The organism is Rhizobium skierniewicense (assembly GCF_014196515.1).
Taxonomy (GTDB): domain Bacteria; phylum Pseudomonadota; class Alphaproteobacteria; order Rhizobiales; family Rhizobiaceae; genus Agrobacterium; species Agrobacterium skierniewicense.
Map to the genome: position 1 here is coordinate 296,743 of NZ_JACIDV010000001.1, position 13,357 is coordinate 310,099.

Here is a 13,357-nt window from a genome sequence, read left to right on the forward strand (position 1 = left end):
TCAGGCTCCCGTGCCAACGCGCCAGCTATCGGCGTAAATGCCGATGGCTTTTGGATCGAAAGTGACGCGCGGTTCTGATGGGATATCCGCGTCCTCCGGCACCACCACCGTCAGCGGATGTCCGGCGAAGTTGGCACGGACGATCTTCTGTCGGCCGATATCCTCGACCTTGCTGACTGTGATGGGCATGCCCTCGCGACCCAGCGAAATGAATTCCGGGCGAATGCCGAGTTCCGTCTTCGCGCCCGACGTTACACCCGGGGCTGCGTCGAGCAAGACGTATTGATCGCCTATTTTTGCCTGTGCGCCATCGAGCGATACAGGCATGAAATTCATGCCGGGCGAACCGATGAAGTAACCGACGAAGGTATGGCTTGGTCGCTCGAACAATTCAGCGGGCGTGCCGATCTGCACGATCTGGCCGTCATACATGACGACGACCTTGTCGGCGAAGGTCATGGCTTCCGTCTGGTCATGCGTGACATAGACCATGGTGAAACCGAACTGCTTGTGCAGCCGTTTCAACTGCGAGCGCAGCACCCATTTCATGTGCGGATCGATGACGGTCAGAGGCTCATCGAACAGGATGGCGTTGACATCGTCGCGGACAAGGCCTCGGCCCAGCGAAATCTTCTGTTTCTGATCCGCGGTCAGGCGATTGGCGCGACGCTTTGCCATCGCGCCAAGATCGATCATCTCCAGGATTTCGTTGACGCGACGATCCACATCTGTCTCCGCTACGCCGCGATTGCGCAGTGGAAAGGCCAGATTATCGTAAACCGTCATCGTGTCGTAGATGACCGGAAACTGGAACACCTGCGCAATGTTGCGCTGTTCCGTCGGCAGGTTCGTGACGTCTCGGCCGTCGAACAGGATGCGGCCGTCCGAAGGATTGATCAGGCCGGAAATGATGTTGAGGAGGGTGGTTTTACCGCAGCCGGATGGGCCGAGCAGCGCATAGGCACCGCCATCGCTCCATTCGTAATTCACTTCCTTCAGGGCGTAATCGTTGGCTGCCTTGGCCTTGGCGTTATAGGCGTGGCGGATATGATCGAGACTGATGCGTGCCATGGTCTCTTCTCCTCACGCGGCTGCTGGTTGGGGACGTGCAAGCGAGCTGCCATTCGCATCGAACGCCATCAGATGGCGGGTATCCAGATAGACATCGACCTGACGGTCCGGTTCGATATCCAAAATACCGCGCGTCAGCATCACCCAGCGGTTGCCAGCAAAATCGACGTGAATGAAGCTTTCCGAACCGGCGATTTCCGAGATCAACGTCTTTGCCCCAAGCTTCACCGCACCGTTGTGGGTTGGTGTCGGATAGAGGTGGTGCGGATGGAACGCGACGGTGACAGGGCCATCGGCAATGCCTGAGAGGTGCGCGGGTACGTCGAACACCGGCTGGCCGTTATACAGGAACGATGCACCGGAGCGGGTCAGTTCCATGATGTTGAGTGGCGGATCAGCGAAGGTCCTGGCAGAGACGAGATCGACCGGATTTCTATAGAGTTCAATGGTGCTGCCATACTGGGCAATGCGCCCCTGATGCATTGTGGCGGTGTTGCCGCCTAGAAGCAGTGCTTCGGATGGTTCGGTCGTTGCGTAGACAAAGATGGCGCCGGACAGTGCGAAGATCTTTGGCAATTCCTCACGCAATTCTTCGCGCAGCTTGTAATCGAGATTGGCCAAAGGCTCGTCCAACAGAACAAGACTGGCATTCTTCACGATGGCGCGTGCGAGTGCTGTGCGCTGCTGCTGACCGCCGGAAAGGTTGAGCGGCGTGCGGTCGAGATAGGGCGTAAGGCGGAGCAGATCGGCAGCGCGACGCACTTCCCGATCGATCGTCGCCTTGTCCTTTTTGGCGATGCGCATCGGGGAGGCGATGTTTTCGTAAACGGTGAGCGCCGGATAGTTGATGAACTGCTGGTACACCATGGCGACGCTGCGATCCTGCACGCGCTTGCCGGTCACATCAGTGCCATCGAACAGCAGTTGCCCTTCGGTGGGCTTATCCAGACCGGCCATCAGCCGCATCAGAGATGTTTTCCCGGATAGCGTCGGCCCCAGCAGCACGTTGAGCGTGCCCCGCTTGAGGGTCAAATTGGTTGGGTAGATGTGGTAATCACCACCCACCATCTTGGCGATATTGCGTAATTCCAGCATGCTGTCCCGAGGCCTCCCAACCTGCAAGATATCTGCTTCAAATTTTCAAACGCCTGCCGATCGCGGCAAACGTCAAGCGGCGATAGCTGTCGCCATGTAAGTATCCAGCGCGGCTGCTTCCTCCTTGGAGAAGTGCAGCCCCTGCTTCGTTCTGCGCCACAGCACGTCGTCGCTGGTTCTGGCCCATTCCTGGCGGATCAACCACTCGATTTCGCGTTCGTAGAGATCGCCACCGAAATGTTGGCCAAGTGCTGCCATGCTCGTCGCATCGGCAAGGATCGCATGTGATTTCGTGCCGTAGAGGCGCACCAGTCTGCGCGCTTGCCGCTCCGATAGAAAGCTATATTTCGCCTTGAGCCTGCTGACTTCAGCCTCATAACCAGTCGCTGCGAAGTCGCCGCCCGGAAGCGAACTCTTGGCCGTCCAGGGCTTGCCCTTGTCGCCGATGGCTTCCGCTACCTTCTCCAACGCGTGTTCCGCCAGACGGCGATAGGTTGTCAGCTTGCCGCCGAACACGTTGAGAAGAGGTGCCTGCCCATCGGCATTTTCAAGCTTCAACACGTAGTCGCGTGTTGCTTCCTGCGCACTGGACGCACCGTCGTCAAACAGCGGGCGCACCGCCGAATAGGTCCAGACGATGTCGTCTTTCGTGACCGGCTCGGCGAAATATTCACTGGCAGCGTTGCACAGGTAATCGGTCTCCTCGCCGCTGATTTTCACATCTGCAGGATCACCATCATAGTCGCGGTCAGTCGTGCCAATCAGCGTGAAATCCGTCTCGTAGGGGATCGCAAAAATAATGCGGTTGTCGGGGTTCTGGAAGAAATAGGCCCTGACATCGTTGAACTTCTTTTTCACGATGATGTGGCTGCCCTGAACCAGACGGACATTGTGAACCTGATTTTTGCCGGCTGCGTTGGAAAGAACATTATCTACCCAAGGGCCGGAGGCGTTGACCAACATGCGCGCCTGAACGGACTTGACGGTGCCGGTCGCGCTTTCCTTGATATCAATATTCCACAGCTCGCCGTTACGGCGAACGGATACCACTTTCGCGCGGCTCATGATGTCTGCGCCACGGTCGGCGGCATCACGGGCATTCAGAACAACGAGGCGAGCGTCATCCACCCAGCCGTCTGAATATTCAAAGGCTTTGGTGAAGAGCGGCTTCAACGGCTTGCCTGCGGGATCGCGGCGCATGTCGAGCGATTTCGTGGCCGGCAACAGTTTGCGACCGCCCAAGTGATCATAGAGGAATAGACCGAGGCGAATGAGCCAGGCGGGGCGGATGCCGCCCCTGTGAAACGGCAAAACGAAGCGCATCGGCCAGATGATGTGCGGTGCCATGGCCCAGAGGACTTCGCGCTCCATCAGCGCTTCCCGCACCAGACGAAACTCGTAATGTTCGAGATAGCGAAGGCCACCGTGAATGAGCTTGGTTGCCCCTGAAGAGGTTCCGGAAGCAAAATCGTTCATCTCGGCCAATGTCACGGAATAGCCGCGTCCGGCGGCATCACGGGCAATGCCGCATCCGTTGATGCCCCCACCGATCACGAAAATATCGCGAACCGCCTGTTCCGTCACGTCACTCTCCCTGATGCGACATTCCGCCGCTTATTCTTGGAATTCGAAATTAACAGGAGTTAAAATGAAAACAAAGTGAATGTCAAACGAATGCTCATCATTTCAGTTTTCAGGCTTCGAACGTTCGGTTTCGATTAAATGAACGTCGTTTTCGGTGCAAATGGCTTTTACGGATTCAAGCGGACAGTGGTCTGTTATGAACGTGTGGACCTGCGAAAGATGACCTATTCTGACCGGTGCCGTGCGCTCGAATTTGCTGGAGTCGGACACGAGAATGACGTGCCTCGCATTTGCGATGATGGCTTGCGCGACCTTCACCTCACGAAAGTCGTAATCCAGCAGGGCGCCGTCCTTATCAATGGCCGATACGCCGATCACGGCGTAGTCCACCTTGAACTGGCGGATGAAATCTACCGCGGCTTCACCGACAATACCGCCGTCTGTGCCGCGAACGACACCGCCGGCAATCACGACCTCGATGTCGGGAAATATTCTTAACCTGTTGGCAACGTTGATATTGTTTGTAATAACCATCAACTCCCGATGCGCGATCAATGCCTCGCCGACTGCTTCGGTGGTTGTGCCAATGTTGATGAGCAGCGATGAGTTGTTCGGGATAATCTCCGCAGCGGCGCGTCCAATCGCCTGTTTTTCCGCCGCAGCAATCGAGCGTCGTGCCTCGTATTTCACATTTTCCCTGCTGCTGGGAAAGATCGCGCCGCCATGGATTCGTGTCAGTGCGCGGGCTTCGCAAAGATCGTTCAGATCCTTGCGGATCGTCTGCGCCGTGACTGAAAATCGCGAGGCCAGATCGTCGACGCTGACCTTGCCTTCGGATTTTGCGAGGTCAATGATATCAAGCTGGCGCGATGAGAAAAACATGGATGCTTCTACCCGACCTTATCTGTGGACTTTCGTTTTATTGCATTTTTTTTGAAAACGAAAGTGTGGCCTCGGGCCGGTTTGGAGAAAGGTTTTCCACAACTAGCCACCTGGTGAGAGTTCTAATTTGTCCGCCTGATAAATATTGGGGTTGCGCCTCAGCGGATTTTGTCCTTGTTTGCGCGCTCTCACACTTTATGGGGAAATTAAAAAAATGCAGACTATAAAAACAACAACGCGCGCCGCTATCCTGCTCGGCTCGCTTCTGATTGGCGCCAGTTCAGCTCTCGCAGAAACCGTTCTGCATCGTGGAAATTCCGGAGAGCCACAAACTCTCGATCAGGCGCAGACGTCGATCGATATCGAAGCTTTCATCGTGAAGGACCTTTATGAGGGTCTGACCACCTATAGTGCTGATGGTAAGATCATTCCTGGTACCGCCGAAAGTTGGACCTTGTCGGATGACGGCACGGTTTACACATTCAAGCTGCGCGAAAATGCCAAATGGTCCGACGGTACGCCTGTGACTGCCGAGGACTTCGTGTTTTCCTATCAGCGCGTCGAGGACCCGAAGACGGCGGCGAAATACGCAAACATTCTTTACCCCATCAAGAATGCAGAAAAGATCAACAAGGGTGAAGCCAAGCTCGAAGAGCTCGGCGTGAAGGCCGTGGACGCGAAAACGCTCGAAATCACGCTTGAGCGCGCGACCCCTTTCTTCCTTGAACTGCTGGCGCACCAGACAGCGCTTCCGGTTTCCAAGGCAAGCGTCGAAAAGAACGGCGCCGATTTCGTGAAGCCCGGTGTGATGGTATCCAACGGTGCCTACACGCTGCAGGCCCACGTTCCCAATGACAGCCTGACAGTCGTCAAGAACCCGAACCACTGGGATGCTGCCAACACCAAGATCGACAAAGTCATCTTCTATCCGATCGATGACCAGGCCGCGTCCGTTCGTCGTTTCGAAGCCAAGGAAATGGACCTGGCCTACAACTTCTCGGCAGATCAGCTAGACCGGCTGCGCAAGTCCTATGGCGATCAGGTCCATGTGTCTCCGACACTTGCGACGTACTATTACACCTTCGACACACGCGAAGCGCCGTACAACGACGTTCGCGTTCGCCGCGCGCTTTCCATGGCCGTTGACCGCGATTTCCTTGCCAAGGAAATCTACAGCGGATCGCAGCTTCCATCCTATTCCATGGTACCGCCCGGCATGGGTAGCTACGGCGAGCCTGCGAAGGCCGATTTCGCGTCCATGTCGCAGCTCGACCGTGAAGACGAAGCCGTGAAACTGATGAAGGAAGCCGGTTACGGTGACGGCGGCAAGCCGCTTTCCGTCGAAATCCGTTACAACACAAACCCCAACCACGAGCGTGTCGCGACAGCCGTTGCCGATATGTGGAAGACCACATTTGGTGCCAATGTCTCGCTGGTCAACCTCGACGTCGCATCGCACTACGGTTACCTGCAGGAAGGTGGCAAGTTCAACGTTGCCCGTGCTGGCTGGGTTGCCGACTATGCGGACGCTGAAAACTTCCTCGCGCTGTCTGTCTCGTCCAACAAGACCTTCAACTATTCGAAGTTCAACAATCCTGAATTCGATGCCTTGATGAAAAAGTCTTACGATGAGAAAGATCCTGCTGCCCGCAACAAGATCCTGCACGAGGCGGAGACCATTCTGATGAAGGAACAGCCGGTTGCGCCGTTCCTGACACAGGCGGACCTCTGGCTGGTTTCCAACCGTGTCAAGGGCTGGGTGGACAATGCCAACAACGAGCACCTCAGCCGCTTCCTGAGCGTTTCCGAATAAGCAGTGCTGCCACGGTGGTTCTGAAACATGTCGCGCATCCCTGCGCGACATGTTTGCGAGAACGGGCTAAAGTCACGGCGGGTGAAATCCCGTTGACCTTTGCCGCCGTGCCATGCCGGAGCCTGACATTTATGATCTCTTTCGTTCTGCGCCGTTTGGCGAGCGCCGTGCCGACGTTGTTTATCGTCGTCACGATTTCTTTTTTTCTGATGCGGTTTGCGCCAGGCGGTCCGTTCAATCTTGAGCGTCCGCTGCCCCCGCAGACCATGGAAAACCTGATGAGAACCTATCATCTGGATGAACCATTGTGGCGTCAGTACCTCATCTACATGAAAAACGCCGTGACCGGCGATTTCGGTCCCAGCTACATTTATAAGGACAACACCGTTGCCCAACTGATTGGCAAGGGTCTGCCCTATTCGCTGGAACTCGGTTTCTACGCGCTTTTGCTGGCGTTGGTCGGTGGCGTGCTGGCGGGGACGTTCGCAGCCCTGCGGCAGAACAGTTTTTTCGATTTCTCGCTCATGTCGTTTTCGACGGTTGGCGTGACCGTGCCCAACTTCGTCGTCGCGCCCGTGTTGACGCTGGTCTTTGCCGTTCTGCTCGGTCTTTTGCCCGCCGGAAGCTGGGGCGATGGTTCGCTGCGTTATCTGCTGTTGCCAATGATTGCGCTGGCGCTGCCGCAGCTTGCTGTCATCGCGCGGCTGACGCGCGGCTCGATGATCGAGGCGTTGCGGATGGATCACATTCGCACCGCCAAGGCCTATGGTCTGCCTGCTCGAACCGTCGTCATCGTCCATGCCATGCGCGCGGCGATGCTGCCGGTGGTTTCCTATCTTGCACCTTGCGCCGCGGCACTTCTTACAGGTTCTGCCGTCATCGAAACCATCTTCACCATTCCCGGTGTCGGGCGGTATTTCGTGCTGGGTGCTATCAATCGTGACTATACGCTTGTCATGGGAACGGTCGTTCTCATCGCGCTGTTCGTCATCGTTTTCAATCTGGTGGTCGATATTTTGTACGGCCTTCTTGATCCGAGGGTCAGACATGACTGATATCCCCGGCACATCAGCCGTTTCTCCTTCGGTGAAAAGCCGAAGCCTGTTCCAACTCGCAACCATGCGTTTCCGACGAAACACAGCCGCCATGGCCGGTTCGGTCATGCTGTTGCTGATCACGCTGTTTTCGTTTCTAGGCCCGCATTTCCTCACCCACACCTATGATCAGGTGTTTTCGTCCTACGTCTCGGTGCCGCCCAGCCTCGAAGCCCGGCCCGATGCCGGTAGTCTTCAGGGTGTGATGGACGGGGTTGCCGGTCGTGCACGGGTCGACCTCAAGGAATTCGCGGTCGAAGGCCAGAAATTTACGGCGACCGTGACGTCGTCCAGCCAGATCGATCCGCGCACGACGCGCTATTTCGACCGTGCCAATGAGTTCGAAAACACCACAGTCGTGGCCACCGAAGACGATGGCCGCACGCTGAAGATCGAAGGCGATGTGAACCGAGAATATTTCTTCTTCGGCACAGACAGCAACGGTCGCGACCTTCTCGTTCGGGTCATGCTGGGGGGGCAGATCTCGATTGCGGTCGGCGTTCTCGCCAGCCTCGTCTCACTCGGTATCGGTGTCGTCTATGGCGCAACCGCAGGCTATATTGGCGGGCGTGTCGATAATGCGATGATGCGCTTCGTGGAAATTCTCTATTCGTTGCCTTTCGTGTTCCTGGTCGTTGTGCTCGTCGTGTTCTTCGGGCGAAGTTTCATCCTGATCTTCCTTGTCATCGGGGCGGTGGAATGGCTGGATATGGCGCGCATCGTGCGTGGCCAGACGCTGGCTCTCAAACGGCGTGAATTCGTGGGTGCCGCGCAGGCGCTGGGCCTGACAGACTGGCAGATCATCCGCCGTCACATTATTCCCAACACCATCGGACCGGTGGTCGTTTTTGTGACTGTGGTGGTGCCGAAGGTCATTCTTCTGGAAAGCTTCCTGTCATTCCTCGGTCTTGGCGTTCAGGCGCCGTTGACCAGCTGGGGGGCGCTGATTTCCGAAGGTGCCAGCAATATGCAGTCGGCTCCATGGCTGCTGATCTTCCCGGCGACCTTCTTCGTGCTGACGCTGTTTTCTCTGAACTTTGTGGGCGACGGTCTGCGTGACGCGCTCGATCCCAAGGATCGCTGACATGAATACGACATCTGACAACATCCTGACCGTGCGCGGTCTCAAGGTCGATTTCACCACGCCAGACGGTGATGTCAACGCCGTGAAGGGTATCGATCTCGACGTGAAAGCGGGAGAGACGCTGGCCGTCGTGGGAGAATCCGGCTCCGGCAAAAGCCAGACCATGATGGGTATCATGGGTCTGCTCGCTGCCAATGGCCGCGTTCAGGGCTCCGCCCAATACAGGGGGCGCGAACTCGTTGCTTTGCCGGTGGATGAGCTGAACAACATCAGAGGCGCGAAGATCACGATGATCTTTCAGGAGCCAATGACGTCGCTCGACCCGCTCTACAAGATCGGCAAGCAGATCGCCGAGCCGATCATTTACCATCGCGGGGCCAGCAAAGCCGAAGCACGGGCGCGCGTTCTGGAACTGCTGAAGCTCGTCGGTATTCCTGATCCGAACAGACGGATCGATAGCTACCCACACGAGTTGTCGGGTGGTCAGCGCCAGCGCGTGATGATCGCCATGGCGCTTGCCAACGAACCGGACCTGCTGATCGCTGACGAACCGACCACTGCGCTGGATGTCACCATCCAGGCGCAAATTCTTGACCTGCTCAAATCCCTTCAACAGCGTTTCGGGATGGCGGTGGTCCTCATCACGCATGATCTGGGTGTCGTCCGACACTTCGCCGACCGGGTTGCTGTCATGCGGCGTGGCGAGATTGTGGAAACGGGAACGACGGAAGACATTTTCGAGCGTCCGCAGGCCGATTACACCAAGATGCTTCTGGATGCCGAGCCCAGTGGTCACAAACCACCTGTCGGCCCGGATGCGCCGGTTGTTCTGTCCGGTCAGAATGTGACGGTTGACTACCAGATACCTGGCGGCCTTTTTGCCAAGGCCAGTGCGTTTCGAGCGGTCGAGGGCGTCACCGTCAATCTGCGCCAGGGGCAGACGATCGGTATCGTCGGCGAGTCCGGTTCGGGAAAATCGACGCTGGGCCGCGCATTGCTGCGGCTGACGCCCTCCACGGGGCGGTTGTTCTTTGGCAAGACGGACATTTCCGATCTCGACAGAAAAGCCATGCGGCCGATGCGGCGTCAGCTTCAGCTGGTGTTTCAGGACCCGTATGGTTCGCTTTCTCCCCGCCAGACAGTGGGTGAAATCATCACCGAAGGTCTGTATGTCCATGCCCCGGAACTCAGCCGCGCCCAGCGTGACAAGCGGGCCGTCGAAGCGTTGACGGAAGTGGGACTCGATCCAGCGGCCCGCAACCGTTATCCACACGAGTTCTCCGGTGGCCAACGCCAGCGCATCGCCATCGCACGCGCCATCATCCTCAAACCGGATGTGGTCATTCTCGATGAACCGACCTCCGCGCTTGACCGGTCGGTGCAGGGGCAGGTGATTGACCTGTTGCGTGATCTACAAACGGCCCATGGCCTGTCCTACATCTTCATCAGCCATGATTTGTCGGTGATCAAGGCAATCTCGGACTACGTCATTGTCATGAAGGATGGAAGGATTGTCGAGGAGGGAGAGACCGATGACGTCTTCAACAACCCGACTGCCGATTATACCAGGACTTTGATCCAGTCAGCCTTTACGGCCGATGCTGCATAAACCCTATCCCGGCGTCGTTGCCGGGACTTTTCTTGGTGCCTGTAGGGAACAAGCGATCTCCATGCACGTTATTACCCCTGAAAATTCATATGTGCCGCGATCAGGGCACACAGGAGGGAATATGTTCAAGCTAGTGCAGATTACGGGTCTTGCCGTTGTCATGGCAGCATCGGGTATTGCGATGACGGCGCCCGCCAAAGCGCAGGATATAGAGTTGCAGATCGGCCGCGACGGCGTGCGCCCCGTGATCCGCGACCGCGATATGGATCGCCGCGGCCCACCACGCGACCGCGGTTGCAGTGAGCGCGAAGCCCGCGCTGCTGCCCGCGCATCCGGACTTCGTGATCCGGAGATCGTCCGGGTCACGCCACGTCGGGTCGTCGTCGAGGGTTTCACGCGCCGCGGCCAGGACACGATCACATTTGCAAACGTTCGCGGCTGCCCTGAAATCTAAGCCATCGGAACTGCGAAAACACGTTTTATTGAGACCCGCCATGTGCGGGTTTCTTTGCGTTCAAGCCATAGACGACAATTTGGATTAGTAATTTCTAAAGTTAGCTGTACTAATAAACATAGCTGGTTGTTCACTATTGAGGATGGGTGCGGTGTTCGCTGTACTTGAATGCGTTGCGTTACAACATGATCAACATACTGTTGCCCTTGCTGCCGTCATCGCTCTTCTAGGGATGTTGTCTTTCTTCCATCTGCTTCTTCGCGCAGATGAGAGTCCCTTGAAACGGCGCCCCTACTGGGCGTTGGTCGCAGCTTTCGCATCGGGCCTCAGCGTTTGGGCGACGCACTTTATCGCCATGCTCGCCTATCAGGGTAGTCTGCCAATCGGTTTCGATTTTCCGTTTACAGCTTTGTCTGCGGTGGTCGCTGTTGCAGGTTTCTGGCTCAGTCTGCAATTCCTGTGGCATAAGACTGGCGCGGCGGTTTTGTCCGGCGCAATCATCACGGTCACCGTCGCTGCCATGCATTTCATTGGCATGGCCGGGATGCAGGTAGCGGCGACACTTGAATATCGCATTGCCCCCATTGTGGTCGGCACAGCTGTCGCGGCTGTCTTTTTTACTGCGTCCTTTATCTTTTTTAAGCGCCTGCGGGGGTGGAAACAGATCGCTACCGCAGCTCTTGCATCCATAATTGGTGTGCTTGCCCTGCATTTCACCGCCATGTCATCAACCATCCTTGTCCCAGATCCGAGCATTGTCGGGCCACTTGATGACAGTCTTGATCGCCTGTTTTTGATGGCGGCCATCAGTGGTGTCACATTCGTCGGGTTGGCGCTCACCGGTGCTGCCGCATTGGTAGACAGGTATCTGGTCGACTTGAAAGGCCTGGTCGGAGCGACGCTGGATGGCTTGGCTGTTGTCCGAGATGGTCGCATCGTTGAGGTCAACACTCGCTTTGCTGCACTTTTCGATACCAGTGAGGCTTCCCTTATCGGTGAAAATGCCGATGACCTGATGCATGCCGATGATGGTATTGCTGCGCATCTTCCTCGCGTTTCAGCTGTGGAGGCCGTCCCGAACAGGGGTGACAGGTCCCGTACGTTTGAGCTTGCCGTTCGAACGATCGAGTATCGAGGCCGTCCCTGCGAGGTCATGGCCGTTCGTGACCTGACCGAAAAACGCCGTGCCTTGCGGGAAATTGAGTATCTGGCTCGACACGATGTTTTGACTTCGCTCGCCAACCGAAAACTGTTCCAGGAGCGGTTGAGCAACCATATCGCCATCGCACAGACCGATGACGAATTCGCGCTCCTGTCTCTCGATCTCGACCGGTTTAAAGCCGTCAACGACCTTTTCGGACACGCCGAAGGCGACCGTGTTCTCAAGGACGTCGCGCGGATATTGCAGCAGACCGCGCGGCCTGGTGATCTTGTGTCCAGACTGGGGGGCGACGAGTTCGTGATACTGACAACATTTGGCACGACAGCCGAAGATGCACGCGGACTCGGTGAGCGTATTCTGGCGACGTTTCGGCAGGAGATGGACTATGTCAGCGATCCAACAGCTGTCGGCGTAACGATCGGCATTGCTGCCTTTCCGGGAAATGGCAATGACATCGAAACGTTGATGCACGCAGCGGATCTGGCGCTCTACCGTGCCAAGATCAATGGTCGCGGCATCATTGCCTTTTACGATCCGGCGATGGATCAGGAAACCAAGGAGAAGCGGCGGCTGGAGTCCGATCTTCGTCAGGCCATCAGTCGCAATGAACTCGAGCTTTTGTATCAACCGGTTCATTCCGTCGAAAACGGCGAGGTTGCCGGCTACGAAGCGCTGGTGCGGTGGCGGCACCCCACGCGCGGCATGGTACCCCCGGATGTCTTCATCCCCATTGCGGAGGAAAGCGGCATCATCATCGCGCTGGGAGAGTGGATATTGCGGGAAGCCTGCTCCACAGCCGTGCGCTGGAAGCCGCATATCAAACTGGCGGTGAATGTATCTCCCGTCCAGTTTTCGCTTGCCAACCTTTCCTACACCATCTGCTCGGTCTTGAAGGAAACCGGCTTGGCGCCCTCGCGCCTTGAACTTGAGATGACCGAGGCTGCACTTTTGAAAGACAGGGCAGTGACGCTGGCGACGATGCGACAATTGAAGGCACTGGGCGTTACGATCGTGATGGACGACTTTGGAACAGGTTACTCCTCGCTCAGTAATTTGCGCAGTTTTCCGTTTGACAAGATCAAGATCGACCGGAGCTTCATTGCAGCCATGAAGCATGACGAAAATGCCCACTCCATTGTCCGCGCCATCATCGGTCTTGGCCGCAGCCTCGACTTGCCGGTTACGGCGGAGGGGATCGAGACAGATAGCCAATACAGAATGGTTGTCGATGAGGGGTGCACGCAGGCACAGGGCTATCTTTTCGGACGGCCAGGAAGAGTGCCGTCCCGCAATAGACAGGCGGAAAAAGCGGAGGTGAACTAGACGGCAGAGACCTCTTGCGTCACGCGTCCATTTGGCCAAAAAAATTAATGACCATCGGAAGAAATTTACGTTTTATAAACCATTCTTCATCTCGATTTCGGTAAACGAAACATACCGTTACGTAACTGGTTGCCAATTGGCCACACAGGGCGATCCACGTATCACGGCATTTTCAATTTTCGGCTT

10 protein-coding genes are annotated in these 13,357 nt (G+C 56.6%); 6 read left to right on the plus strand and 4 right to left on the minus strand.

What is annotated here, in order from left to right:
• From GGQ73_RS01305 to GGQ73_RS01320, 4 genes are all read right to left on the minus strand, one after another.
• Complete coding sequence (locus GGQ73_RS01305) at positions 1-1,071, minus strand: ABC transporter ATP-binding protein (protein ID WP_183893335.1); 1,071 nt, start codon at positions 1,069-1,071, stop codon at positions 1-3.
• Positions 1,072-1,083: 12 nt separating this feature from the next.
• Positions 1,084-2,166, minus strand: coding sequence for an ABC transporter ATP-binding protein (locus tag GGQ73_RS01310; protein ID WP_183893337.1), 1,083 nt, complete (start codon positions 2,164-2,166; stop codon positions 1,084-1,086).
• A 72-nt stretch (positions 2,167-2,238) separates the two neighbouring features.
• Positions 2,239-3,750, minus strand: coding sequence for a glycerol-3-phosphate dehydrogenase (gene glpD, locus GGQ73_RS01315; protein WP_183893340.1), 1,512 nt, complete (start codon positions 3,748-3,750; stop codon positions 2,239-2,241).
• A gap of 102 nt (positions 3,751-3,852) precedes the next feature.
• Positions 3,853-4,632 (minus strand): DeoR/GlpR family DNA-binding transcription regulator, encoded by a 780-nt coding sequence (locus GGQ73_RS01320; protein WP_183893342.1) that lies wholly within the window; start codon positions 4,630-4,632, stop codon positions 3,853-3,855.
• A 214-nt stretch (positions 4,633-4,846) separates the two neighbouring features.
• Between GGQ73_RS01320 and GGQ73_RS01325 the strand changes: the two genes are divergently transcribed.
• The 6 genes from GGQ73_RS01325 to GGQ73_RS01350 all read left to right on the plus strand — a co-directional run bounded on the left by GGQ73_RS01325 (position 4,847) and on the right by GGQ73_RS01350 (position 13,171).
• A complete protein-coding gene (locus tag GGQ73_RS01325) occupies positions 4,847-6,445 on the plus strand; it encodes a peptide ABC transporter substrate-binding protein (protein WP_183893344.1) in 1,599 nt (532 codons plus the stop codon).
• Positions 6,446-6,576: 131 nt separating this feature from the next.
• Complete coding sequence (oppB, locus tag GGQ73_RS01330; protein ID WP_183893346.1) at positions 6,577-7,500, plus strand: oligopeptide ABC transporter permease OppB; 924 nt, start codon at positions 6,577-6,579, stop codon at positions 7,498-7,500.
• Complete coding sequence (locus GGQ73_RS01335; protein WP_183893348.1) at positions 7,493-8,623, plus strand: ABC transporter permease; 1,131 nt, start codon at positions 7,493-7,495, stop codon at positions 8,621-8,623. Before oppB ends, GGQ73_RS01335 begins: the two co-directional genes overlap by 8 nt.
• Position 8,624: 1 nt before the next feature.
• Positions 8,625-10,232, plus strand: a complete 1,608-nt coding sequence (locus GGQ73_RS01340; RefSeq protein WP_183893351.1) for an ABC transporter ATP-binding protein — start codon at positions 8,625-8,627, stop codon at positions 10,230-10,232.
• Between the two features lie 121 nt (positions 10,233-10,353).
• The gene (locus GGQ73_RS01345) at positions 10,354-10,686 is read left to right on the plus strand and encodes a hypothetical protein (protein WP_174155058.1); all 333 of its coding nucleotides are present in this window, start codon (positions 10,354-10,356) and stop codon (positions 10,684-10,686) included.
• 151 nt (positions 10,687-10,837) lie between these two features.
• Entirely contained in the window at positions 10,838-13,171 is a 2,334-nt protein-coding gene (locus GGQ73_RS01350; protein WP_183893353.1) for a bifunctional diguanylate cyclase/phosphodiesterase, read from the plus strand.
• Positions 13,172-13,357 lie beyond the last annotated feature (186 nt).

Bases quoted from the DNA above. Each gene is read 5' to 3' on its own strand.
- GGQ73_RS01340 (WP_183893351.1), top strand. From the start codon at position 8,625: ATGAATACGACATCTGACAACATCCTGACCGTGCGCGGTCTCAAGGTC.
- GGQ73_RS01345 (WP_174155058.1), top strand. From the start codon at position 10,354: ATGTTCAAGCTAGTGCAGATTACGGGTCTTGCCGTTGTCATGGCAGCA.
- GGQ73_RS01310 (WP_183893337.1), bottom strand. From the start codon at position 2,166: ATGCTGGAATTACGCAATATCGCCAAGATGGTGGGTGGTGATTACCAC.
- GGQ73_RS01305 (WP_183893335.1), bottom strand. From the start codon at position 1,071: ATGGCACGCATCAGTCTCGATCATATCCGCCACGCCTATAACGCCAAG.
- oppB (WP_183893346.1), top strand. From the start codon at position 6,577: ATGATCTCTTTCGTTCTGCGCCGTTTGGCGAGCGCCGTGCCGACGTTG.
- GGQ73_RS01325 (WP_183893344.1), top strand. From the start codon at position 4,847: ATGCAGACTATAAAAACAACAACGCGCGCCGCTATCCTGCTCGGCTCG.
- GGQ73_RS01320 (WP_183893342.1), bottom strand. From the start codon at position 4,632: ATGTTTTTCTCATCGCGCCAGCTTGATATCATTGACCTCGCAAAATCC.
- GGQ73_RS01335 (WP_183893348.1), top strand. From the start codon at position 7,493: ATGACTGATATCCCCGGCACATCAGCCGTTTCTCCTTCGGTGAAAAGC.